Origin of the sequence: Sphingobacterium sp. ML3W, assembly GCF_000747525.1 — a bacterium.
Classification (GTDB): Bacteria; Bacteroidota; Bacteroidia; order Sphingobacteriales; family Sphingobacteriaceae; genus Sphingobacterium.
On record NZ_CP009278.1, the window covers coordinates 4,667,719 to 4,692,792 of the forward strand.

Genomic DNA, 25,074 nt, shown 5'->3' on the forward strand with positions numbered 1-25,074 from the left:
TCCCCTTTTTATTATCTATCACTCTCCGAGATACATCTTCTTGTACTTTCGCCCCAGATCAGCCACATAGGTATAACGTTCTTTTTCTCTTGTACCTGCAAGTATTCTTTCGTATAAATCGACAGAGTCAATAGCTGTTTTTATATTGCGAACTTCCAAACCCGCATCTGGCTTATCTATGGCCAGCTGTTGATAATAGTCCATATGCTCGCTTAAAAACTTCATATTACGATCAACTAGCTGATTAGCAAATTTTGTCTCTCCTGTCTTATAAAGTGTATCAATAACATCGGCATAGCTCGTCACATCAGACATACTATATAATCGTTGCGGTAATTGGTTAAATGCTTTTATAGCTACTTGTCGAGCTTTTTCCGTTTTCCCTTGTGCAAGTAGTGTTCTTGCTGCTTTTCCGAAAATTTCCTCTGCATACATGCCGGCAAAACGAAAGGTGTCTGTATCGATATAAGTAGCTTGATGAATATTTCCCCAAGCATATTTTTCAACAATATTCTTATACAGATTATCCACATTTATTAAGGATTCACCTTCAGCAAGTTTTGCTTCTATGGGCATCAAACGATTGGCAAACCCTTCATTTACCATATATTTATCCAATCCCATCAAATTTTCACTTGGGACCATAGTGGAAAAATAAATTGGCCTTTGCCAATTATTATTGACAAGAACAGACATTAAGCCTAAGTCTGCCCGTGTCACGTAATCATTATTAAAAGTCCACTCCAGATGATTTGCTATTTCACTTTCCCATTCTTTGGGTACGACATGGTTTTGAATGACATCAACTTTATTGACAGCAAGTTTAAAATGCTTTGTTGGCAAGAAGTTTTCATATTGCCCATCTCGCATTTGAAGTTTATTCTCATTACTATCGGATAATAAAAAATCCAACAATAATTTAATATCTGTAGAACCCGCCAAATTCAGGTCATGGAAAGGCAAAGATTCACGAATTCCTTTAGCAACCTTTTCATTCGGAATGGTTATAGGTAGTCCTGCGGCTTGATAAGTTCCACTTTTCACTTGGCGGAAATACCTATCGGAAGTCAAATAACTAATCACTACTATTCTCACATCTCGTCGTACACCTTCTACTTCCTGTAAATACCATAGTGGAAAAGTATCATGATCGCCATAAGTAAATAGAATAGCATTGGGGGCGCAGGTTTCCAAATAATTTTTTGCGACATCTCTTGCCAATGATTTCTCCGATCGATTATGATCATCCCAATTTTGATTAATAAGTATCAAGGGACCGGCAATAAGACATAATGATGTTGCCATCAGCGTTGCATTTCTTTCGTTTATATATTTTTTGAGAAATTCCGAAATAGCAAACACCCCCAAACCAATCCATATGGTGAAGGCATAAAATGATCCTGCATAGGCATAATCTCGTTCACGTGGTTGCAAAGGGGATTGATTTAGATAAATAACAATAGCCAAGCCTGTAAAAACAAATAACAAACCAACGACAGCTGCATCTTTCATATTCCGTTTAAAATGCCATAAGGCTCCCATGATCCCTATTAATAAGGGGAGGAAGAAATAGGTATTCCGAGAGGGATTATGAATCATTTCATCCGATAATTTAGATTGTCCCCCTAAGTACAAATTATCAATCGCTTGAATACCCGACAACCAGTTTCCTTCTGCTAATGATCCGTTCCCTTGTTGATCATTTTGCCGCCCGACAAAGTTCCAAAGAAAATATCGCGCATACATATGCCCTATCTGATAATTAAAAAAGAATTTTAAATTATCAGCAAAATTTGCTTGTCTTCCTTCTTCAATGCCTAAATATCCTTTATAAAAATATTGATGATATGGTTTTTGACTATAAATCCTTGGAAAAATGGTCTCTCGATCAAATTGATAGCTTGAAGATCTTTTTATTGCTGCGTATTGATGACTGTCTTTTCTATAATCAATACGTTCATTCACACCTGTTGGGTTAGCATCAAAGTATGGGCCCTTTATTAACGGTTCTGATTCATACTGTTCTCGACTCAAATAACCTAAAAAAGAAAAGACATTTTCGGGATCATTATTGTTTAACGAGGGGTTGGCATTGGCCCGAATCAAAACCATGGTGAAAGAGCTATAACCCAATAAAATAAAACAAGTAGCCAGAATTGCTGTATTCAACGCTGCTTTCCCCTTTTTTATGGAGTAATGGATACCATAAATTAATGTTCCTATAATCAATACCACAAAAACCAGTATCCCCGAACCAAATCCTAATCCAAGGGTGTTGACAAAGAATAAATCGAATTTGGCGGCAAACTTAATGAGGTATTGGATTACTCCCCAGAGAATAAGAGCTAGAACTCCGAGTCCAATCAACATCGCTTTACTAATCCCCCAGAAAGTCGTCCTTTCGGTTTTCTTAAAATAAATAATGAGTGCTATAGCTGGAATAACCAATAAGTTCAATAGATGAACCCCAATTGAAAGTCCAATGATGTAAGCAATAACAATAAGCCAACGATCTGCTTGCGGTTTATTGGCTCTTACCTCCCACTTCAGAATGGCCCAAAACACCGCTGCTGTACATAAGGAAGACATAGCATAGACTTCGGATTCTACTGCTGAGTACCAAAATGTATCGGAGAAACTATAGGCTAAAGACCCAACCACACCTGCTCCCATTATTTTAATAAGCTGGTTTCTATCAAGTGGGCGATTATCGGAATATGTGATTTTTTTAGCTAAAGCTGTAATGGTCCAAAATAAGAACAACACTGTTAAACCACTACAGACAGCCGACCCTACATTCATCCAAAAAGCAACCTGAGATACATTACCTAAAGCGAAATTTGAAAATATATTCTGCAACATAAGAAATAAGGGTGCACCTGGCTGATGAACAATCTGAAGTTTATAAGCTGAGGCAATAAATTCGCCTGTGTCCCACCAACTTGTTGTTCTTTCGGCTGTCAAAATAAAAACTACTGTTGCCATGATAGCACATAGCCAGCCTAACATATTGTTCACTTTCGTATAGTTCATCGGTTTAAAGGTTTAATTAGTCCTGCGATAAATCAATTCGCACTTTGATTTTGAGTTAAATATAATAAAAGGAGATTTCATATGATATGGATTAACCTTTTTTAACAAAAAAATACAGCGCACAAAAAAAGAGCCTACTACATCTGAAGTGCAGCAGGCTCTTTTTAATATTTACTTTTCTTTAGAATAACTTCTCAACAATACTCCGAGTAGGACCAGGATTACTCATGGTATAAAAATGCAAAACTGGGGCTCCGAAGTCAATTAACTCTTTACACTGTTGTACCAACCACTCCTCTCCGACTTGCCTTACATCGGCATTATTTTTACACCCTGATACCGCTTCACTCAATACTTCTGGAATATCTAAATGAAAAATTTTCGGTAACGTAATCAGCTGCTTTTTTGTCGTCAAAGGCTTTAACCCTGGTATAATAGGTACATGAATATCATTTTCTCTACACTTATTGACAAATTCTTTATATTTTTCTACATTGAAAAACATTTGCGTAACGATAAATTCGGCACCCATCTCGACCTTCTTTTTCAACCATTTGAAGTCGGTATTAAAATTGGGAGCCTCAAAATGTTTCTCTGGATAACCTGCAACACCGATACAGAAATCTGTTTTCTCAGAATTCACAATATCCTCGTGTAAATATTGACCTCTGTTCATGTCATCTACCTGCTTTAAGAGGTCCGTAGCAAATGCATGGCCACCTTCAGTAGGAATAAAGTCAGCATCACCTTTTCTGGCATCTCCACGTAAAACCAACACATTATCAATCCCTAAGAAGTTCAAATCAATCAAAGCATTCTCTGTCTCTTCTTTCGTAAAACCACCACAGATAAGATGTGGAACAGCATCCACTTTATACTTGTTCATAATAGCTGCACAGATAGCGACTGTCCCTGGACGTTTCCGATAAGCAACACGCTCTAGCAAACCGCTTTCATGCTTCTTATACATATAGTCCTCTCTATGATAAGTCACATCGATAAAGGGAGGCTTGAATTCCATAAGTGAGTCCATTGTTTTAAAAATACTTTGGATACCTTGACCCTTAGCTGGGGGCAACAATTCAAAAGAAAATAAAGTTTTTCCTTTGGCATTACTGATATGATCAACGATTTTCATTAATTTTTTTTAAAAGTGATTTGGTTGGCTTACATCGAAATGCACAAGTAGACTTGTTTCAACTTATCTTTCCCATCTCTGAGTTGGGGTAGAATGTAGCACCTTATAAAATAACAGGTTGCTAAGGCTTCATTGGGTCTATTCCCTCTGCCTTTCTCTATAAGCATCGCTAATATCGGTAATAGAAATTGATAATCAAAATAATATTAATAGCTTGTATTAAATAAGGCAATAAATACTAATTTCAACGGATGCCTAATAAAACAAAAAAGTTATTACATTTTCATGCAATAACTTTTTTGTTTTATTATTTAATCCGAATACTTAAATCTCTTTATACAATTCGACTAATCCTTCAGGTAGATCTACCTCTAAAACTTGGCCTTCAGAATCAATGCCCAACATTAAATCATCATTTAATGGAAACATGAGCTCTTTCCCATTGAAATCGACTGTTGCTATAAATTGCTGAGGCATTTCCTGCACATGTGTTATTTTGCCAAGCTCACCATGCGTCTCATCAATGACTATATACCCGATTAAGTCTGTATATCTAAAATCATCAGGATCTCGCTCAGGCATTTTATCATTAGGAAGGTATATTTTTTTACGGACTAAAGGTTGTGCCTTATCGATATGATCGACGTCTTCTAAGTTCAAGTATGCTGTACTATTTGCTTGATACTTGATATTGTCTACAAAGTAAGGTACTAATTTTTTATTGACTTCGGCAAATAGGACATCAAAGTCCAAATCTTGGTAATCTTCAAATTCAAAAAAAAGCTGAAGCTCTCCTTTTAGTCCGCGAGTTTTACTAATATAACCGATGTAAAAACTTTCTTCTATGGTCATGTTCTTATTTGAAAGGGCAAATTTAAATATATATCTGCAAAATTGCAGTATGTATAGGAGTAGAAACTACATTCTTGAAAAAAAAAGCCGGCTCATAGTGAACCGGCTTTCTTGATACTGTATGAAAGAAAAATTATCCTTCAGTTTCTTCTGCAGCTGGAGCTTCAGTTTCTTCTGCAGGAGTTTCCTCTACAACTGGAGCGTTTTTAGCAGCAATTGCAGCAGCCATTGCTTCTTTTTTCTTAGCTTCAGCAGCTAATGCAATTTTCTTAGCTTCAGCTTTAGTAGTTGCTAAACCATCTTTTTTACCAGAGATTCTAGCATCATTAGCTTCAGTCCAAGCAACAAATTTAGCATCTGCAGCAGCTTCATCAAATGCACCTTTTTTAACACCACCATTTAAGTGTTTTTTGTATAAAACACCTTTATCCGAAAGGATAGTACGAGCTGTGTCAGTAGGTTGAGCACCTTTATTCATCCAATCCAAAGCTTTTTCAAAATCCAAAACGATAGTCGCTGGGTTTGTGTTTGGGTTGTAAGAACCAATACGTTCAATGAATTTACCATCACGTGGTGCGCGTGCATCTGCTACTACTAAGTGGTAAAAAGGACGTCCTTTTTTACCATGTCTTTGCAATCTGATTTTAGTTGCCATGTTTTCTTGTTATTTATGTATTCAACATATCCCCCGAGCTACATGCAAGAGGGGACGCAAAGATACAAAGGATTATTGAAAGTAAAAAGACAAAAAGAAAGGGCAACTCCCACAAAATAAGAAAGATGATGGAATCGCCAAGAACGCAATCTAATACTATCCTCACGACAACATCTTTATCTATACAGCAATAAAGGAATTTTCAAAAGGAATTTATTCGTAATTTTACTTCATCTCTTACAGCGTCAAACGCATAGACAATTTTGTCTATTCAAATTAATAAGCGTATTTTCATCCTTCCAAATCAAATTGAATTCATGTCATCGATAGCGCCACTAAAAATATTAAAAGCCTCAGCTGGATCAGGCAAAACATTCAGCTTAACCGTCCACTATTTAACTTTATTACTTTCAAAAGAAAACAGTTATCGCGAAATATTAGCAGTCACTTTCACAAACAAGGCGACAGCCGAGATGAAAGAAAGAATCCTGTCTGTTCTAAAAGGATTAGCGCAAGGGGATCAGGCCAGAAAGATCGATGATTATAGACGCTTGCTCTTGAATCAATTTTCTCATTGGAATACTGATCTGATTCAGGAAAAAGCTTACCGTGTCTACCGTAAAATATTGCATGACTATAGCCACTTCACCATCAGTACCATTGATGGTTTTTCACAAAAAGTGATTAGAAGCTTTACTTATGAACTCAATTTGGATGCAGCATATAAAATAGAGATGAATACGAGTAAGGTAAGGCAAGACCTCACCGTTATGTTAAATCAACTCTTGGATAAACGACCTGATCTATTGGAATGGATTATCGAATATGCTGAAAAGAAAATCTCAAACAATGAAAATTGGAACTATCGCCGTGAATTAACGAGTTTGGCGAATGAAATATTCTCAGAAAACTTTAAAGAGTTTGACAAACACCTCCTATCTCAGGATTCGGATAAAGTGTTCAATACATTAAATAAAGAAATAGAAACCTTCACTAAAGTATTCTTAGAAGCACTGCGTGAAGAAGTTAAAAATTTTACAACAACATTTAAATCCTTAAATATCGATGTCGCAGAATTGAAAGGAAAAAGTAGAAATCCGATATACTCACTTTCCAATTCAACGGTCAATGTATTCAAACAAAGTACAACTGAACTCCAAAAATTCATCCTTAAATATGTTGACCTGATAGATAAGGAAGATGCATTTTTAGATGGTAAAAAAGAAGTCAACTACCCCCTGCAACAAGCAATTTTACCTATTTTAAAAAACTTTAAAATATTACAGGATAAATTTAGCACCTACATCACTTACGAAGCATTCCAAAAGAATTTTTACTACCTACGTCTTTTGAAAGAGATGAGTGATCTGCTGGCACAATGGCGAAAAGAAAACAATGCACAATTAATTTCGGATGCACAGATACAACTGAACAAGCTTGGTCTAGATCAACATGGAGATCCTACCTTCATTTGGGAGAAAATTGGGAATCGCTATCAATACTTCCTATTCGACGAGTTTCAAGATACGTCTCGTATCCAATGGAAAAATTATAGCCCACTCTTAATCAACGCGCTTGGAAATGCTTCAGGGGAACTATCCGAACATTTAATTGTTGGCGATGTAAAACAGAGCATTTACCGTTGGAGAAACGGCGATTGGCGTATTTTACTGGAACAGGCGGAGAAACAAGTGGCAAATGCCTTTCATATTACAAATAAACAGGACCTACAGGAAATAATCGAAAGTGGTTCATTGGATGTGAACTACAGAAGCCTTCCGAATATCATACATTTCAATAATTACCTTTTTGAGACTGTCCCGAACCATATCCAAAAGTTATTAAATGAGCATATCGCCGATAATCTCGATGATGAAGGGCAAACATGGTGGGAGGAAATGGGATATGACCACATGATTATCAAAGCGTATGAAGGTGCTTCCCAAAAAGTTCCAGAAGCAAAAGTCCTAGACCAAGCACAGAAAGGGTCCATCACGATCAAATATCTAGAAGTAGAAAACAATGTGAGAAGAAATTCACAAGTAGAAAATCAGGCGGTGGCTTCCCTATGTCAGCAAATTGAAGAATGGATAACATCGGGCAGATATCAAGCTAATCAAATTGGAATCCTTGTGCGATCAAACAAACATGCTCGTTTGATTATTCATGAATTAATGAATTATAGAAATGAAAAACAATTGCAATTCGAAGTCATCTCTGGCGACGCATTGGCGCTGGAAGCGAATGAAGGAATACAATTATTAATCGAGACATTAAAAGCCTTTGTTTTCAGTACAGACAAACACATTCTATATAAAGCAAAGCTTACTCACCTTTATCATATTATTCAAAATGGCAAAAATTTCGATGCTGAAATTTGGCTTAAATTTAAGGAAAATGATATTCTAAACTTACAAGAAGAACTTCCAAGCGAATTAATTGAAAACTGGGAAAACTGGCAGAAACTTCCCTTAGTCCATTTGGTTGAAAAACTTATAGCGGTCTATGGATTGACCTCATTACACAATCCACACTTACCTTATATTCTAGCATTCAAGGATATGATTACTAATTTCTCCGTAAATGGTGAGCGCGGTATCAATCAATTCTTAACTTTCTGGGATGAAGACGGTATAAAAGCCGTACTCCCCTCTTCGGGTAAGGTAGATGCTATTGAAGTGACCACAGTACATAAATCGAAAGGATTAGCTTATGATGTCGTCATGATTCCATTCTGCAGTTGGACATTAGACGGTATGATCAATGGAAATTTTTGGATAGACACTGCAGGGACAGCACTCGAAGCAATTGGCAAAGCTCCTATCAAGTACTCTTCAGCTCTCGGACAATCGACTCTTTATCAAAAATATTATGAAGAGATGGTCTTCAATTATATGGATGCTTTGAATACATTTTATGTAGCCACCACCCGAGCGATACAACATATTTATATATCAGCACCCGCTTTCAAACAACTTGTTGACAAAAAAACAGGAGAAATCATGGGAATGGATGTAAAAAATGACTTAATCAGTGATATTGTCTACCAAGTATTAGGTGATAATAAGAGTGATTTTGCCCTCATGGATAACGAATTGCATTTAGACCATATTATCTCTCGAGAGAAAAGCGATAAAATTGAAGTCGGAAAGATAGCGTTACAACAATATCCAATTTCAAAGGAGCTGGATAAAGCTTTTGATAAATCTTCTCAGCGGACTATCAATAGTATCTTATTATTAGACAAAGCCTCGCAATATGGCGTCATGGCCCATGAAATCATGTCCATTATTACTACTGAAGAAGAAATTGAGACCATCATCAATCAATACATTTCTGAAGGAATTTTCACGCCAACAGAAAAATCTGCCATTCTCCATGAAGTCAACCAAATATGGCAACATCTACAAATCAATACATGGTTAACGGGTGATTTCAAAATTTGGAACGAATCGGCCATCATTACCGCTAAAGGTGAAACATTACGTCCGGATAAAGTTTTTACTAGTGAAAAGGAAACCATCGTGCTCGACTTTAAGTTTACGCAGAGTGAAGCCTTTTCACATCAAAAACAAGTGAAACAATATGTCAAAACACTGGAAGAATTAGGTTATAAAAATGTAAAAGGATTTTTATTTTACGCCAAATCAAATGATTTAGTAGAGGTTATAATACAAGCAAAAAATTAAGAAATGAATCCATTTTTAAAAGACGTCGCTATCGATTTAAAAAATCGTTTTGGAGAAGATTTACATGAAACTGCTATTATATTCAACAATAAAAGGCCTATAACCTATCTGAAACAACATCTAGCAGCTGTGTATGGGCAGGCAATTTGGTCGCCTCAATTCTTCACCATTCAAGAATTTTTTCGACTGTCTACCAATTTATCGGAAGCAACTCCTATTGCGCAGTTTTTCATACTATACCATTTACATAATGACTTATTGGCAAAGGAAGGGCACGAAGCAGAAACGCTAGAAGAATTTTACCCCATCGCAGAAACTATATTAAGTGATTTCTCACAGATTGACTACGACCTCGTTGACATAGACGAAATCTTTATGGAATTGTTTGATAACACACAAATTGATTTACAATTCCAACATTTCACGTCCGAACAACAGGATTTTATCCGTCAATTTTGGCAATCTTTTTCTATAGCGGGCCATTCTGCCGTACAAGAACGCTTTCTAAAACTATGGCGTCGCCTTCCCCTCTTATATCGTGCTTTTAAGGAAGAATTAATAGCAAATAAAATGACAAATATGCCGACCATCTATCGCGATATCGTTGATGGAAAGGCAAAGAAGCAAGAATTCTACAAACAGTATAAAAAAATCATCTTTGTCGGTTTTAACGCTCTGAGCAAAGTAGAAGCTACATTATTTAAAAAATGGCAAGAACAAGGCTTGGCACTTTTCTATTTTGATGCTGACGCCTATTATTTGGAAGATAAACAGCAGGAGGCAGGTCTGTTTATTCGTCGCAATATCTTTCAAACGGCTTTAGCAAATGCATTGGGAGAGCGTCCAAATGTAATCGGGAATCGAGAATCGGAAGTGAACCTCTACTCTGCGACAGGCAATGTATCACAAACAAAACTTCTACATGAGATTTTAGAAAATAATGAAAAAGAGGGTAAATCTTCTGCTATCCTACTAGCCGATGAATCTTTATTAGTTTCTTTATTACAAAGTCTCCCTAATGTAAAACCTAATATTACAACTGGCTTTCCTCTGACACAGTCACCCATTTATGGTATTATCGAATTGTGGATGGAAGTGCAGCACCTCATCACCCATCAGAAAAAAACAAAAATTCCTTATACGTTGATTGAAACATTTTTCAATCATCCCTTGACCAACGTTTCGAAGGAGGAGAAACTGGCTATTCAAAAATTAATAACAGAAAAGCAACTTTTTGAAGTGGATATCAAAGAGCTTTCCTTTAAAAGTTCTAGTCTAGCGCACTTCTTTCATCCCATCACGCGAATTGAGGAGACCATTGTCCTATTGATTCATATCATTGACAATCTATTGGCAAATCTGGCCCAAGAGGACAGGATAAAACAGATTGACAGCAACTTGTTGATTGAAGTGAGAAAGACCTTAAATCAACTTAATTTAGGCTTAGAATCCCTACAGCCACTCAGCTTGCCATTTCAACTAGGTCTAATCAGTAAGGCGATTGCCAATATCAATTCGGCTATCGAGGGTAATCCCCTCGAGGGGCTTCAGATTATGGGTCTCTTAGAAAGTCGTTGTCTGAATTTTGACCATGTCTATGTATTAGGTGCAAATGAAGGTATTTTACCCAAAACATCAAGTTCCCCGACGTTCATCCCAAATTCACTAAGACAGGCCTATAGACTTCCAATTCTAGAAAATCAAGATGCCCTTTCAGCCTACTTATTCTACCGACACTTCCAATACAGTGAAGAAATTCACCTCCTTTACAATGGCATCGTTAGCGACAGTTCCTCTGGTGAAGAAAGCCGTTTTATCAAACAACTGGAGTTTGAAAGTAATTTCAAATTTTTAAAACACAACCAACAACAGAATATCACATTTTTGCCCGATCAAGAAGAATTGATAATCGAAAAAAAGGGAAAAGTTTGGGATAAATTACGATTGGACTACATCGATAATAAGAAGAAAATTTCAGCTTCAGCACTTACAACCTATTTACAATCTCCATTACAATTCTTTTTGAAATACGTGGCAGAGATCAAAGAACCGCCAAGTATCTCCCAAGAGTTTGAGATGAATAATTTAGGGACGGTCATCCACAACGTGATGGAAAAGGTATATTTACCATTCAAGGGTGCAGAACAATTTGTACCGATTCGGGAATTGGAAAAGTCATTAGCAAAAGTAGATACCTTGATTATCTCCGAAATTATCGAATTGTATCAACTGGAAGGAACAGGACTAAGTACATTAAATAGTCTACAGCGCATCATGCACAAAATTGCTTCCGAGTATATCAGGTTACTAATTCAACACGATATCAATCACTTTATAGGCATCAAAATTATAGAATTGGAAAATGACCAGGATTATGTCATCAACTTCCCGATTGAAATACAAGGAAAAGAAGAAAATGTGAGCATTTATGGTATTATTGATCGAATAGATGAAGTACTATTAAAAGATAAGACAATCAAAACACGTATTGTTGATTACAAAACGGGAGCGGACGAAGTTAATTTTAAATCTTTGGATAAGGTATTTATCAAAAACACGGAAAACAAAGCCCTAGTTCAAACATTATTTTACACCTATGTATATGAACAAGTAACAGGTAGAATAGGGATAGAACCTAATCTCTATGTCGTTAGAAAAATGCGAGAAGAAGGCACTTTATTTTATGCAAAATCAGAAATTCTGGAAACGGAATACTTGGTTGAAGTAAAAAAAGAATTTATTACATTCTTAAAAACCACACTGGAAGAAATATTCAACCCTGACGTTCCTTTTAAACATGATCCAAAGGCAAAGATATACGATTCGGATCCTTATATCCTATTTTATAAAAATGCAATAAACGAAGACGACGAAGAGTAAATTTTTGATAATAAAAAAGCTCCGCCTTATCGGACGGAGCTTTTTTATTATCATAAATATGAACTAATTTCTTTTTCTAATTGCTTTTTGCGCTCTTTTTTTCGCCATCTCAATCTTAAAATCGAGCCATTTCTTTTTAAAAACTCTACGCATAGCATCATCAAAATAACGCGTTATAAAAAGATTACGTGCACCCAATAGTTTTTCAGAGAACGTATTTGCTAGTGCACGAACTGAAATAGAATAACCTTCCGTATCATATTGGATATAATGCCACCAACCTGCAGGCATATATAAAGTGTCTCCAGGGTTTATTACAGCCTCATAACCTTCTATAAACTTCAACCCAGGGTAATCTACTTCGGTACTATTTTTAGGATTGGCTATGCTGTGAAAATTATAGGGTAATTTATACAATAAATCAGATTGATCATTCGGAAATAACCAAATCCGCTTAGACCCCTGAAACTGTGATATAAATACATGCGACATATCAATATCAAAGTGATTTCGTGTTGCTGACCCCTCACCTCCAAAAAATAAATAAGGCAACCATTGAATCACTTTACCTCCAGTTACATCATTATAAATGATATCCTTTTTGAGCTCTGGTCTAATCTTTAAAAGATTAAAAAGAAACAAGCGTAATTCAGTAGGTTCGGCACTTATTTTATCGAGATATTCTGCCAATGTCATTTTACCAACAGGAGGACTAGCTGCATGGTTTTGAGATTCCTCTTCCCGGCCATACACATCCACTTGCTCTTGCCCTGCAATTTCCTTAAAATAATCGTAACTCCATTTATGCCAACATGCACTATCCTTACTTATAAAGTCTTTAATAATTACAGGCTGACCTTTTTTTAAGTAATCTTTTACAAATTCTTTTGGAGCTATTCCTGAGATACTATCAACTGGTTTTAATTTCACAAGCTATCTGTTTTTACAACTACTACAAACTTAAAAAAAATATTTCTACTTAAACTTATGCTGTGATTAAAACAATCACTCCTGCTAAAGTACTAATTTAGCACATAAGTTAGTAGAAATATTCTAAATAACTAAATGAGATAATTCATTTAGCCTTATTATGTTATTTTATTTCCAAAGAGTAAAAACCTTATTAATAGTTTATTAACGATTTTTATTCCTTAATGAATTCTTAGCAAAAACGCTCTAATCGTTCAACCGACATGTATGCTTTTGGCTTTACTTATCCTCCTCAAGTTACGTATAAAAAGGCAACTATTCCAAACAGGAAAATAGACGGTCAAAGATAATAAAACTGTCTATTTATTGACTATCTTAATATATTCTTCAACTGCCATGGTCATACTCGGAGCTTTTGGTGTAGGCGCAGGAATGTCTAAAACTAAACCATGTTCCAACAAAGCTTGTTGGGTACTTGTTCCAAACGCAGCAATCCGAGTTTGATTTTGATTAAAATCAGGGAAATTTTCATATAAAGACTGAACGCTAGAAGGGCTAAAGAAAACAATGATATCATAGAAAACGTCTTTCAGATCTGACAAATCACTAACCACAGTCTTGAATAGAACTGCAGGTGCAAATTTATAACCATTATCTTTTAACCAATTACTAGTCTCTTCATTCGCTACATCTGAACAAGGAAACAAAAAATTCTCATCCTTATGTTTTTTAAGCACATCTTCCAAATCTTTAGCCGTCTGTTTTCCAAAGAAAATTTTTCGCTTACGATATTGAATATACTTTTGAAGATATAAAGCGATAGTCTCTGAGATACAAAAATATTTCATTTCAGATGAGACCTCAAATCGCATTTCTTCACAAACTCTAAAGAAATGATCTACAGCATTTCTGCTTGTAAAAATTACAGCCGTAAAATCAGCAAGATTAACTTTATCTTTTCTAACATCACGGGCTGGAACACCCTCTACGTGGATGAAACCTCTAAAATCAAGTTTCAAATTATATTTCTGCGCTAATGCAGCATATGGAGACTTATCATTTTCAGGTTTTGGCAAGGTTACCAATATACTCTTTACCTTTTTCGTTCTTTCTACGTCGGAAGTTTGCATATTATCTTTTAATTAGCTTAGTAGTCGCACTAAAATTAAAATCGGTGCTATTTCTAGGCAGCAAAGATACAAAATTAAATAAAAAACTGAAAACTGCTGTTGTGTAACAACATTCAAAGCTGTTCTAAGAAATCGATAGGAAAACAGTAATACACCTATAAATACGGTAAAAGTGAAGATATAAGGTAGATAATCTATCGAAACCAAACTTACTACAAGAACAATAGGAAGTAAAAATAACAATGAATTAAAGTAAATTAAATATAAGATTGTAACATATTCCTTCACTAATCGCTGTATTTCGAACACAAATGCAATAAATCGGATAAATCCTATTTTCAAAGCAAATATAATTGCAATTATTGCTGAGACTTTTAAGTAATTGGTAAATGACAAAAAGTCAAAGCGTTGTAAGATATAAGCGTAGAATATACAGACGAAAAGACTGAGCGCTAAAGAAAAAAGTAAATAGAGGAATATAAATGGCCAAGACGTTAATATGGTATCCTCTTTACTCACCTGCACAATAATACGTTCATTGAAATAGGCCGAAACAATTAATTTTACGTCAGAAGAAAAGAAAAACCGGACAATCGCAAATGCGAGGAAAAGAAATAAACTAGTAAATAGCACCCACCGTTTTCGCTCATACTTCACTATACCAACATGTACTTTATCCCTCTCTGTTAAGTCATTCTCTAAAAAATATTGCGTGACCGCATAGGAATTCAAGTTATGAAGTATAATTTCGTCTCCCACGACATCCAAGATCCGATGTGGCTTAGCTAGGGAGGGATGTAACAGCTCTTGACCTTTGGGGACCACAGATAGTGCTAAAGTATCTAAGACCGTAATAGAGTCCTTAGAAATGACGCCTATCGAATCAATCAAATCTTGGCCTTTTGCATGATGTGCAAACGACATAAAAAAGAAAAAAACAAATTGAATAATGTAGCTTAACTTCACCTGCATCACTTTAAAAACCTTTAGAAATGTAAAGTTAGGATAAAAATCGGCTTTGAAAAAAACATTACAAATGCTTTTCTTAACTTTATCAAAAATTAAATAATAGCCGATGTCGACAACAAGATGCTTATGGTGCGGGAATGATCCGATATATGTGGAATATCATGATTTAGAATGGGGTAAACAGGTAAAAGATGATAAAACTCTTTTTGAATTCCTTATTTTGGAATCCGCACAAGCTGGATTAAGTTGGATTACCATATTAAAAAGAAGAGAACAATACCGGTTAGCTTTCGCAGATTTTGATGTGCAGGCTGTCGCTAAATTCACCGCAGAAGACGTTGCGCATATCTTAACAAATACTACCGTTGTTCGTCATCGAAGGAAGATTGAGACTACTATAACGAATGCACAGATTTTCATCCAGATTCAGGAAGAATTTGGCAGCTTCTACCAATACCTATATCGTTTTATGCCCAATCAACAGCCAATCGAAAACAATATCATAACTCAAAAAGATGCTGCTATAATATCTTTAGAGTCCGATTTAATTGCTAAAGATTTAAAGAAGAGAGGAATAAAATTCTTTGGTTCCACGATTTGTTATGCCTATATGCAGGCCGTAGGAATGGTCAATGACCACCTCAACAGCTGTACCTTCCGGAATTAAAAAGGAACATTTTTATAAATGTCCGAAATATTTCTACCAAGGCCATTATAATCCATACCATAACCTACCACGAATTCCTTTTCAATTTCAAAACCAACATACTGAATGTTTTCAAAATCATATTGTAAACATTCAGGCTTTAATAATAAGGTACAGACGACTACACTTGCAGGTAACTGTTTCTCTATAACTTCAATTGTATAGTTTAACGATTTTCCAGAATCGACAATGTCTTCAACAATAATAACATCCCTTCCTTCGAGATCTATACCCAATCCAATGAGCTCATTTACCTCTCCCTGGTTGGTACCCTGATAGGAGGCCAACTTTATAAATGACATCTCACACGGAATAACGACCTGTTTTAACAGGTCGCTCATAAACATGAAGCAGCCATTTAAAACCCCAATAAACACAGGATTCTTCTTCTCATAACGATGATTGATATCAACTCCAATCAAACGTATACGTTTTTGAATCTGATTTTCATCAATCATCAATTCAAAATGTAAGTTATCAATCTGTACTCGTTTCATTACTTACCCTCTTCTTCTTTATTTCGTCCCAATAATTTATCAAAGACAGAACGTTTATGGTCCTCCGTTGTTTCATTTATATTTAAAAACTCATCATCCCTATCTTCTATATCCAATACATCTGAGTTCGTTGTATCGACAAATGCTGGTCTTGCAGATCGAAGATGAGGTACTAATTCAACTTGATAAAAACCGTAATTCGATACAGTTGAATCAACTCCTATCTGTCCTGTTTTCACCATAATACTACCATAAGTATTAAAATAGCGCATCATATTAGGTTTGAGATGCCCCGTCCAGTCAAAGGAGTACAATCCGGTTTTAGGTCTAGGAACAATACTGGATAGAAAAATACTCTCTCCCAAATTTAAATCTGCTGGCTTTTTGCCAAAATAGTATCGCGCAGCCTCAGTTATTCCATACACATTCTTTCCCCACTCAATCACATTCAAATACACCTCGTAGAGTCGCTTCTTACTAACTTGCTTAGAAGACTCCATTAACCAAACTACAATAATCTCTTCTACTTTTCGAACCACCGTTTTATTTCGATTCAAAAACACATTTTTCACCAATTGCATTGATATCGTGCTTGCTCCACGCTTAAACTTCTTCTCCTTTAGATTTGTCGCTATGGATAATCGAAAAGCCTCCTCCTGAAAACCATTATGAGCAAAAAAGAAAGGGTCCTCTGTGTTTATCAAAGAAATCTGCATATATCTTGAAATCTGATCTAATGGGGTAAAGTCTTTATTTTGAGTCCCCAATACAATTGTACGCATGGGTTTTCCATCTTCATAGGCGATATAAGTAAATGGTTTATTCAATTCCGCGATATTCGCATTCCCCCATTGTTCGACTTTCAAGTCTTGATCTTCCATTTTCGAAGTAAATACGATATCGTCTGGTTTCTTAAAATTCAATGCAAAATTTAAATCATATTGCATATGTCCCGAAACACGTATTCCTTCCAAAGAATGAAATAACCCCTGCGGAATAGCATCAAAAAACTTTTGGGCTTCAATACGATCCGTATGAATAGCAAGTTCTAGCAGCTGTTCTGGTTTGTGAACATATTTCACATATGGACTAAATTCAAAATCCTTGACTTTGACCTTACTTTCCTTATCAATTTCAAAAGAGGTCTTCCCGATATTTAGCGTTCCACTCATTAATCCCTCAGGGAATAGAACGTCCTTATCTGAAATACGCCAGTGATTAAGTTTCAGATTCTCAAAGCCCCATTCGCCAGACAGCGATAATAATTCTTTATTCTTCCTATCGACTTTATTTAAACGAAATGATATCGCGTCAAAACTAGCTTTTAATCCGAATTTTCGTCGCAATAACGGCAGTTCAATATCCTTGATATCAGAAAACAAACGGAGATAAAGTTCTTTATCATCTGGATTGACAATACCCTCTAAATTCCAAACCGCTTCGTGCTCATTGAGTAAAAATTTAGTCTTCAAATCTCCACCAGAAATTTCTGCTTCAGGAATCAATATACGTTGCGATGTGCTATCATCTTGATAGGATATTTCAAAATTTTTCATATCCATATCCTTTGGAATCTTATAAAAGACACTTTTCAGCATACGGTCAGCCAAATCTGCAAAATTGGTTTCTGCTTTCTTATTCGTTGTACTATCGGGGTTGTTCTTCTTGAAAAGGAAATCGTAATTACTCGTTGAGTCTTTTTTAATCAATGTAACAGCACTATTATCCATGAGTACCCGGCCCAATTTAATATCACCAAAAAACAAAGGCAGTATACGGACAGAGACTGTCAAATCCTGAATATGAGCAAGTTGCTCACCTCCCTTGGGTTGTAAGATAATATTCTGAAATTGCACCGAAGATAGGCCCTTAAATGCATAGTATTGTATCTTAAGGTCTAAGTTGTACTTAGCCGCAAGTTTTTCCTTTGCTTTACCAATAGCAGATAGCAACAAACCATCTCTTTTTTGATAGGCAAATACTCCAACTCCAACCATAAAAATAAGAACAACTCCTAATATGATATATAGGATTCGCATTTTCTTAGAGCGAAGTAGGGGGCTAAGATTGTTGAACATATTATAATGTAAACGTATGACTCTCTATTTTGAATACCCAAATGTAAAAATTAAATCTTAATATCATTAAAAACATCTATATGACAAGTTTTAATTTATCATTCAGTAAATTTGTCATTTAATATTCATGCATCCATATATCAGATGATAACCAAAGAACAAGTACTAGAAGCTTTATCATATGTCGAAGAACCAGATCTAAAAAAAGATTTGGTGACGCTCAATATGATCCAAAATATTGTGATTGAAGATCAAAAACTATCCTTCGAAGTAGTTTTAACCACACCAGCATGTCCACTTAAAGACCATATTGAACATGCATGTCGCAATGCTATTGCACATTTCATTGACAAAAACATTACGGTCGAGGTCCATATGACCTCAAATGTATTAGGCAAAGAAGGAAATCAATTATCAGGAATTAAAAATATCATTCTCGTTTCTTCCGGAAAAGGAGGTGTAGGAAAATCTACTGTTGCCGCTAATTTAGCCTTATCATTACATGCAAAAGGAGCGAAAACTGGACTTTTAGATGCTGACATCTATGGACCTTCTCTTCCTATCATGTTTGGTCTTGAAGGAGAAAAACCTCAGTCAGTTCAACATGAGGATGGTACGGTTAAAATACAACCGATAGAAAAGTTTGGGATAAAGTTATTATCAATTGGTTTTTTCACTGATCCAAACCAACCTATTCCATGGAGGGGCCCAATGGCCACTTCTGCAATCAAACAATTATTGAATGATACAGACTGGGGAGATTTAGATTATTTAATCATCGACATGCCTCCTGGAACGGGTGATATACACATTACTGTTGCCCAAAACTTCCCAATCGCAGGAGCAGTTATTGTTACAACTCCGCAACAAGTTGCCTTAGCAGATGCGATTAAAGGAATTGGGATGTTTTTGATGGATTCAATTAATATTCCGCTGTTGGGTGTTATAGAAAATATGGCGTATTTCACACCTGCTGAGTTACCGGATAATAAATATTATATATTTGGTAAAGGTGGGGGTAGCAGATTAGCAGAAGAATATAAAATGCCATTTTTAGGTGAAATTCCCCTACTAAAAGGTATATCAGACGCAGGAGATAACGGTTTTCCAATTGCTATAGATGCAGAAGACCCAACTACAAAAGCATTTATTGCTATCGCTGAAAAAGTGGCACAGCAACTATCAATTATACAAGCTACAAGTAATTAAAACTTACTCGATATTTAAAAAGGCCTTAATTCAGTTGAATTAAGGCCTTTTAAATATCTAAACATACTACTATTTCAAGTTTAGTACAACCGGACAGTGGTCGGAATGTACTGCTTGGCTTAATATCTCTGCGGAATCAATTCTACTCGCTAATCCTGATGATACCATATTGTAATCAATGCGCCATCCCAAATTCCGAGATCTCGCTCCCGCACGATAACTCCACCAGCTATAATGATGTGGATCGGCATTCAAATGACGAAAAGAATCTATAAAGCCAGAATTAATGAAATTCTCCATCCATTCTCTTTCTTCAGGTAAAAACCCAGAAGAGTTGGCATTTGATTTTGGATTGTGGATATCAATAGCCCGATGACAGATATTATAATCACCGCATACAATCAAATTAGGTCTTTCTTGTAGCAGCTGATTGGAGTAATCTTGAAAATCAGCTAAAAAACGATATTTAAAATCTTGACGAATACCACCTGTAGTTCCAGAGGGAAAATAAGTACTCATGATAGATAAATCATCAAAATCTGCACGAATTATTCGCCCTTCAAAATCATAATCCTCATGACCACACCCATACTCAACATGTTTCGGCGTTATCCGTGTAAAAATGGCTGTACCACTGTATCCTTTCTTCTGTGCGGGATACCAATAATGTTCATAGCCCATTTGTTCTAATAGTGCTATTTCAGGAATCTGATCGGGAGTAGCTTTTATTTCTTGCAAGCAGACAACATCCGCATTGACTTCTTTTAACCAGCCTAACCAATCTTTCTTAATGGCAGCACGCAAACCATTCACGTTATATGTAACTATTTTCAAAACACTTTCCTATTTTAGAACTTAATAATTACGAGAAGAGAACATATCGGCAATCTTTGTAAATAGTCCGTTTTTCGGTTTTAACCCTTTTAATTCACGTTCCAAATTAATTGCTTCTCTTTTCGTCAATAACTTAACATACATTCGCTCGTCCACTATTGGACGATCATTTTTATCCGTTTTCACAGCCGCAATAGCATCAACGACTTCTATACCATTCACAAGCTCGCCAAACACGGTATAATTACCATCTAAATGCGGAGTTCCGCCTACAGTTGTATAGGCTGTACGTTGCGCTTCTGTAAATTTAACACCCTTCATACGCATCGTTTCTAAACTATCTAAGCCCGCATTTGTAAACTTCTTTCCTTGCACAATGTAAAACTGTGAAGCAGAAGAGGCTTTTGCTGGATTATCATCTCGAGCCGCCCCGAGCGTACCTTTTTTATGAAATAATCCCGACTGGATTTCTGAAGGAACCGTATAGTTTGGTCCTCCTTCTCCTAGTTGCTGACCTGGTTTGGCATTTTTTGAATCAGGATCTCCACCTTGAATCATAAAATTGTGAATAACGCGATGAAAAAGTAAACTATCAAAATAATTTTCTTTCACCAATTTGACAAAATTATCACGATGCTTTGGAGTCTCGTTATAGAGTTTCAAAACAACAGTCCCTTTATCTGTCTGAATACGCACATACTTAAAAGCAGGTTTTGCTGCAAACAATGTAATTGATAAAGCACAAAAAAATGCGCTTAAAATAATCCTCTTCATAACGATTTGTTAAATTACGTTTAGCTCTTGAAAATAATCAATAATCAATGACTTGATGATGAGCTCCTGTTCTAATATGGTATAATTAGGAATAGGCTTAACCAATTCCCAATGCGGCCATCCCTGTTCATCCAATCCCTTCAACTCATAAAAACCCATCGCACTGAAAAGACGACAATTGGCAATATGCATCAATTCTTCCTTTTCTCTTTTTGAAAAAGTCTGAGGTCCCTTTCCCAATTCTTGGACGCCAATCAAAAATAAAAATACTTTTAAATCTGGCAAATCCATATCAAATGATTGTGCAATCTCATGCTGCAAAACCACCCATTTTTTATTTACTTCTGATGCATTCATATAAACACAAACTTAGATAAATTGTATTTTATATACTAATATATCTAAGTTGAATATAAAAACATTATATTCAAATTATCTTTACAAATAGAAACCTACACTTACAACCCAGATATTGCCCTACAACAAGTCTAAAAACAACTTGATCAAGTAATGGTGTAAATAATATAAACCGCTATCTCCAAGCTTGAATCAGCTCTTGACATCGACTTTCGATCATCTTATACACAGGTTCAAATAAGCGTTCATCAAAATAAGGATCTGGCACAACATCATCAACTAAAAACAAAGCTACCTTCGCCTTTTCATCTTCTGTAGATGCCTGTTTCAAAACATCCTTATAATTCTGGTGATCCATTACTAAAATATGATCATAAATAGCAAATAAACTCGAGTCAAAATGCTTTGCCCTTTGCTGTGATATATCCACTTCATATTTTTTAGCAACAGCAATTGATCGCTGATCTGGACTCTGTCCAATATGCCAATCTCCTGTTCCTGCCGACTCAATAGTCCAATCTAAACCTTCTTTTTTAGCTAAATGGTCTAAAATACCATGTGCTAATGGAGACCGACAAATATTACCTAAACAAACCATTAAAATTTTCATGCCCTAAAATAACGATAATATTGAAAGTACAAGTTTAATATAAAAACAAAAAAGGTGATTCCGAATTCGAAACCACCTTTCATAATCAACCTAAATGTTATTAATATTCAATAGGAACATTAAGAATAACTGTACTTCCGCGTTCTGGAACACCTTTTAAACTCACAATGTTACGTTTTGTTCTAGCTAAAGCAGCCTCAATATCGTCTACATTATTAACAGGTACACCATTCACTTCGGTTATCACCAATCCTCTTTCCACACCAAAATATTCGAAAACTCCACCTTTATTAACTTGGGTTACCACTACACCTGAATTGATACCCAATTCTTTTTTCTTCTCTGCAGAAGCAGGTAGGAAACTAGCTCCTAATTTATTGTAGATTTCGGTAGCGCTTTTACTAGACTTTCCTCCATCTGCAACTTTATTGATTTCTTCTCCTTTCAGAGTCACATTCACTTCTTTTTCTTTTCCATCACGTTTGAATGTCAATTTTACTTTATCCCCCGGACGCAATCGACCAATAGTTTCTTGCAAAATCGGTGATGAAGTAATTACCCTTCCATTGATCTTGGTAATTAAATCAGATTTCTGAATTCCAGCAGCCTCAGCAGCACCACCTTTTACGATATCTTGAACAAATAAACCATTGAGGTCAGTTAAGCCTTTTTCTTTCGCTAATTCTGGCGTAATTTCTGTAAAAGTTATTCCGATAAAACCACGTTTCACATTTCCAAACTCAACAAAATCATCAACAATCTTTTTAACCAAGTTGACCGGAATAGCAAAACCATATCCAGCATAGACTCCTGTAGGAGAAGCAATAGCCGCATTGATACCGATCAATTCTCCTTGTGCATTGACAAGAGCTCCACCACTATTTCCTTTATTGATAACTGCATCCGTTTGAATAAAAGATTCAATCGACGAATTTGCAATAGGCTGTTCCTGACCGCCATAACCACGAGGCTGTTGTTGGCTTTCGCCCAAAATTCCAATCTGACGACCCTTAGCACTTACAATACCTGCTGTCACTGTAGACTGCAAACCTAATGGATATCCTACTGCTAATACCCATTCTCCAATATTAACATTATCAGAGTTTCCCAATTTCACAATAGGTAATCCCTTAGCTGTTACTTTTAGAAGCGCTAAATCAGTATTAGGGTCACGTCCAATTACTTTAGCTTCAAAAGAACGTTTATCAGTCAATACGACATCAATCTTATCTGCATCTTCCACGACGTGATTATTGGTTACGATGTAACCATCCTCGGAAATAATCACTCCAGAACCCGAAGCCTGAAGTGGTTGAGCCTGTCTTTGTTGCCCTCCACGACCTTGAGGCATCCCAAAAAACTCTTCGAACATATCAAATGGAGAACCTCCCCCCCCACCTTGAGATGCCTTTCTTGTATAAGTTGTTTTAATATGAACTACCCCTGGAGACACAATAGCAGCTGCTTGTGTAAAATCTGGATTTCCGGTTGAGGAAATCACTCCAGTTGGATTGTTCGCAAAATATACTTTTTGTTTGTCTTCGATAGACATTCCTTCAAACTTTTTATTTTCAAAAAGCTTATATCCCCCAAGGGCTATGGCTCCACCGAAGACAGCTGTTAATAAAGTTAAACTTACTTTGTTCATAAACTATTACTTCTAAATTTTTATTAATATTGTATATCTAAAATTGATATTTATATCGGAAAGTTATTCTATATAAATATACCATTTATTGATCAAATGTAATACCATTTCGAGTTTACCTGCTAATTAGGCACGTTAAAAAATGTTAATTACAACCTAAAAACTACTGATTTAACAAAACTTAACTTTCCCTATGTTATATGTAACAGAAAAGTTAATTTTGCTATATACATTCACGCAGATGGAATCAAAAATTAAGTTTTCAAAATATCAAGGTGCTGGCAACGACTTCATTCTCATTGACAACAGAAATCTTCATTTCGACGGCAAAAATGAGGTTTTAATAAAAAAGCTTTGCGATCGCCGATTTGGTATAGGAGCCGATGGTTTAATGTTATTGCAAGAAAAAGAAAACTTTGATTTCGAAATGATTTATTTCAATGCAGATGGACGAGAGGGTACCATGTGTGGTAACGGAGGACGCTGTATTGTAGCTTTTGCCAAGGACCTTAACTTAATATCTGATAAAACTGACTTTTTGGCAGTTGATGGTATTCACCATGCCAATCTTGAAGATCATTTAATTGACCTCCAAATGATTGATGTGAATCAAATAGATCGCGATAATGATGCATATGTTATAAATACCGGCTCTCCTCATTATATTACTTTTAAAAATAACTTAACCGAATTAGATGTTTTCAACGCCGGTTATTTAATCCGAAATAATGAAACCTACAAAACAAAAGGTATTAATGTTAACTTTATAGAGAAGGAAGGTAATTCGGGATATTTCTTACGGACATTTGAACGCGGTGTCGAAGACGAAACCTTCGCTTGTGGTACCGGAGCAACCGCTGCTGCCATGACAATAGCACTTCATGAAAATAGAAATGGGAAAATGACCATTCCGATACGCGTGCTAGGTGGACAACTCTATATATCTTTTTTTAAAGAGGGTTCTTCATTTTCAGAAGTTTACCTTAAAGGCCCAGCTACTTTTGTTTTTGAAGGAACAATATAGCTTTCAAACGCCAACCGACCTTAACACAACAATACTGAATGGGCATAAACAAAATCATTGT

The 25,074-nt window shown here is 35.8% G+C and carries 19 protein-coding genes and 1 riboswitch; of the genes, 5 read left to right on the forward strand and 14 right to left on the reverse strand.

Features of this window, described 5'->3' with window-relative positions; all coding sequences use genetic code 11:
• Positions 1-18: 18 nt before the first annotated feature.
• The 4 genes from KO02_RS19980 to KO02_RS19995 all read right to left on the reverse strand — a co-directional run bounded on the left by KO02_RS19980 (position 19) and on the right by KO02_RS19995 (position 5,678).
• On the reverse strand, positions 19-3,033 hold the full coding sequence (locus KO02_RS19980) for a DUF2723 domain-containing protein (RefSeq protein ID WP_051960093.1): 3,015 nt from the start codon (positions 3,031-3,033) through the stop codon (positions 19-21).
• Between the two features lie 181 nt (positions 3,034-3,214).
• Positions 3,215-4,171 carry a methylenetetrahydrofolate reductase [NAD(P)H] gene (metF, locus tag KO02_RS19985; protein ID WP_038701161.1) on the reverse strand — a complete coding sequence of 319 codons (957 nt, stop codon included), beginning with the start codon at positions 4,169-4,171 and terminating at the stop codon, positions 3,215-3,217.
• Between the two features lie 60 nt (positions 4,172-4,231).
• Positions 4,232-4,337, reverse strand: a riboswitch (SAM riboswitch).
• A gap of 158 nt (positions 4,338-4,495) precedes the next feature.
• Positions 4,496-5,023 (reverse strand): ribosome maturation factor RimM, encoded by a 528-nt coding sequence (rimM, locus tag KO02_RS19990; protein ID WP_038701163.1) that lies wholly within the window; start codon positions 5,021-5,023, stop codon positions 4,496-4,498.
• Between the two features lie 133 nt (positions 5,024-5,156).
• Positions 5,157-5,678, reverse strand: coding sequence for a 30S ribosomal protein S16 (locus KO02_RS19995; RefSeq protein WP_038701165.1), 522 nt, complete (start codon positions 5,676-5,678; stop codon positions 5,157-5,159).
• A 317-nt stretch (positions 5,679-5,995) separates the two neighbouring features.
• Here KO02_RS19995 and KO02_RS20000 point away from each other — a divergent pair, with 317 nt between their 5' ends.
• The gene (locus KO02_RS20000) at positions 5,996-9,367 is read left to right on the forward strand and encodes a UvrD-helicase domain-containing protein (RefSeq protein WP_038701167.1); all 3,372 of its coding nucleotides are present in this window, start codon (positions 5,996-5,998) and stop codon (positions 9,365-9,367) included.
• A 3-nt stretch (positions 9,368-9,370) separates the two neighbouring features.
• A complete protein-coding gene (locus KO02_RS20005; protein ID WP_051960095.1) occupies positions 9,371-12,247 on the forward strand; it encodes a PD-(D/E)XK nuclease family protein in 2,877 nt (958 codons plus the stop codon).
• Positions 12,248-12,310: 63 nt separating this feature from the next.
• Here the strand turns inward: KO02_RS20005 and KO02_RS20010 are convergent, their stop codons facing one another.
• From KO02_RS20010 to KO02_RS20020, 3 genes are all read right to left on the reverse strand, one after another.
• On the reverse strand, positions 12,311-13,177 hold the full coding sequence (locus tag KO02_RS20010) for a cupin-like domain-containing protein (RefSeq protein WP_038701169.1): 867 nt from the start codon (positions 13,175-13,177) through the stop codon (positions 12,311-12,313).
• Positions 13,178-13,536: 359 nt separating this feature from the next.
• Positions 13,537-14,307 carry a uroporphyrinogen-III synthase gene (locus KO02_RS20015; protein WP_038701171.1) on the reverse strand — a complete coding sequence of 257 codons (771 nt, stop codon included), beginning with the start codon at positions 14,305-14,307 and terminating at the stop codon, positions 13,537-13,539.
• Between the two features lie 12 nt (positions 14,308-14,319).
• Complete coding sequence (locus KO02_RS20020) at positions 14,320-15,231, reverse strand: DUF4271 domain-containing protein (protein WP_081918504.1); 912 nt, start codon at positions 15,229-15,231, stop codon at positions 14,320-14,322.
• Between the two features lie 151 nt (positions 15,232-15,382).
• On the opposite strand from KO02_RS20020, the gene KO02_RS20025 reads away from it, so the two are divergent.
• Entirely contained in the window at positions 15,383-15,943 is a 561-nt protein-coding gene (locus KO02_RS20025) for a DNA-3-methyladenine glycosylase I (RefSeq protein ID WP_038701173.1), read from the forward strand.
• Here KO02_RS20025 and hpt read toward each other — a convergent pair.
• Together hpt and KO02_RS20035 are read right to left on the reverse strand one after the other, a co-directional pair.
• Positions 15,940-16,479 carry a hypoxanthine phosphoribosyltransferase gene (gene hpt / locus KO02_RS20030; protein ID WP_038701175.1) on the reverse strand — a complete coding sequence of 180 codons (540 nt, stop codon included), beginning with the start codon at positions 16,477-16,479 and terminating at the stop codon, positions 15,940-15,942. The two genes, KO02_RS20025 and hpt, sit on opposite strands and share 4 nt — an antisense overlap.
• The gene (locus KO02_RS20035; protein ID WP_038701177.1) at positions 16,479-18,557 is read right to left on the reverse strand and encodes a transglycosylase domain-containing protein; all 2,079 of its coding nucleotides are present in this window, start codon (positions 18,555-18,557) and stop codon (positions 16,479-16,481) included. The genes hpt and KO02_RS20035 overlap by 1 nt, the downstream gene beginning before the upstream one ends.
• A gap of 144 nt (positions 18,558-18,701) precedes the next feature.
• On the opposite strand from KO02_RS20035, the gene KO02_RS20040 reads away from it, so the two are divergent.
• Complete coding sequence (locus tag KO02_RS20040) at positions 18,702-19,766, forward strand: Mrp/NBP35 family ATP-binding protein (protein WP_038701179.1); 1,065 nt, start codon at positions 18,702-18,704, stop codon at positions 19,764-19,766.
• 69 nt (positions 19,767-19,835) lie between these two features.
• Here the strand turns inward: KO02_RS20040 and KO02_RS20045 are convergent, their stop codons facing one another.
• The 5 genes from KO02_RS20045 to KO02_RS20065 form a co-directional block, all read right to left on the reverse strand.
• On the reverse strand, positions 19,836-20,600 hold the full coding sequence (locus tag KO02_RS20045; protein WP_038701181.1) for an exodeoxyribonuclease III: 765 nt from the start codon (positions 20,598-20,600) through the stop codon (positions 19,836-19,838).
• Positions 20,601-20,621: 21 nt separating this feature from the next.
• Positions 20,622-21,374: a peptidylprolyl isomerase gene (locus KO02_RS20050; RefSeq protein ID WP_038701183.1), complete on the reverse strand. Its 753-nt coding sequence runs from the start codon at positions 21,372-21,374 to the stop codon at positions 20,622-20,624.
• A 9-nt stretch (positions 21,375-21,383) separates the two neighbouring features.
• A complete protein-coding gene (locus KO02_RS20055) occupies positions 21,384-21,731 on the reverse strand; it encodes a hypothetical protein (RefSeq protein ID WP_038701185.1) in 348 nt (115 codons plus the stop codon).
• 175 nt (positions 21,732-21,906) lie between these two features.
• The gene (locus tag KO02_RS20060) at positions 21,907-22,341 is read right to left on the reverse strand and encodes a low molecular weight protein-tyrosine-phosphatase (RefSeq protein WP_038701187.1); all 435 of its coding nucleotides are present in this window, start codon (positions 22,339-22,341) and stop codon (positions 21,907-21,909) included.
• A 100-nt stretch (positions 22,342-22,441) separates the two neighbouring features.
• On the reverse strand, positions 22,442-23,989 hold the full coding sequence (locus KO02_RS20065; RefSeq protein ID WP_038701189.1) for a Do family serine endopeptidase: 1,548 nt from the start codon (positions 23,987-23,989) through the stop codon (positions 22,442-22,444).
• A gap of 241 nt (positions 23,990-24,230) precedes the next feature.
• Between KO02_RS20065 and dapF the strand changes: the two genes are divergently transcribed.
• Positions 24,231-25,013 carry a diaminopimelate epimerase gene (gene dapF / locus KO02_RS20070; protein ID WP_038703072.1) on the forward strand — a complete coding sequence of 261 codons (783 nt, stop codon included), beginning with the start codon at positions 24,231-24,233 and terminating at the stop codon, positions 25,011-25,013.
• Positions 25,014-25,074: the final 61 nt, after the last annotated feature.

Bases quoted from the DNA above. Each gene is read 5' to 3' on its own strand.
- dapF (WP_038703072.1), top strand. From the start codon at position 24,231: ATGGAATCAAAAATTAAGTTTTCAAAATATCAAGGTGCTGGCAACGAC.
- KO02_RS20040 (WP_038701179.1), top strand. From the start codon at position 18,702: ATGATAACCAAAGAACAAGTACTAGAAGCTTTATCATATGTCGAAGAA.
- KO02_RS20020 (WP_081918504.1), bottom strand. From the start codon at position 15,231: ATGTCGTTTGCACATCATGCAAAAGGCCAAGATTTGATTGATTCGATA.
- KO02_RS20060 (WP_038701187.1), bottom strand. From the start codon at position 22,341: ATGAAAATTTTAATGGTTTGTTTAGGTAATATTTGTCGGTCTCCATTA.
- KO02_RS20005 (WP_051960095.1), top strand. From the start codon at position 9,371: ATGAATCCATTTTTAAAAGACGTCGCTATCGATTTAAAAAATCGTTTT.
- metF (WP_038701161.1), bottom strand. From the start codon at position 4,171: ATGAAAATCGTTGATCATATCAGTAATGCCAAAGGAAAAACTTTATTT.
- KO02_RS20055 (WP_038701185.1), bottom strand. From the start codon at position 21,731: ATGAATGCATCAGAAGTAAATAAAAAATGGGTGGTTTTGCAGCATGAG.
- KO02_RS20065 (WP_038701189.1), bottom strand. From the start codon at position 23,989: ATGAACAAAGTAAGTTTAACTTTATTAACAGCTGTCTTCGGTGGAGCC.
- KO02_RS19980 (WP_051960093.1), bottom strand. From the start codon at position 3,033: ATGAACTATACGAAAGTGAACAATATGTTAGGCTGGCTATGTGCTATC.
- hpt (WP_038701175.1), bottom strand. From the start codon at position 16,479: ATGAAACGAGTACAGATTGATAACTTACATTTTGAATTGATGATTGAT.
- KO02_RS19995 (WP_038701165.1), bottom strand. From the start codon at position 5,678: ATGGCAACTAAAATCAGATTGCAAAGACATGGTAAAAAAGGACGTCCT.
- rimM (WP_038701163.1), bottom strand. From the start codon at position 5,023: ATGACCATAGAAGAAAGTTTTTACATCGGTTATATTAGTAAAACTCGC.
- KO02_RS20025 (WP_038701173.1), top strand. From the start codon at position 15,383: ATGTCGACAACAAGATGCTTATGGTGCGGGAATGATCCGATATATGTG.
- KO02_RS20000 (WP_038701167.1), top strand. From the start codon at position 5,996: ATGTCATCGATAGCGCCACTAAAAATATTAAAAGCCTCAGCTGGATCA.
- KO02_RS20015 (WP_038701171.1), bottom strand. From the start codon at position 14,307: ATGCAAACTTCCGACGTAGAAAGAACGAAAAAGGTAAAGAGTATATTG.
- KO02_RS20050 (WP_038701183.1), bottom strand. From the start codon at position 21,374: ATGAAGAGGATTATTTTAAGCGCATTTTTTTGTGCTTTATCAATTACA.
- KO02_RS20035 (WP_038701177.1), bottom strand. From the start codon at position 18,557: ATGTTCAACAATCTTAGCCCCCTACTTCGCTCTAAGAAAATGCGAATC.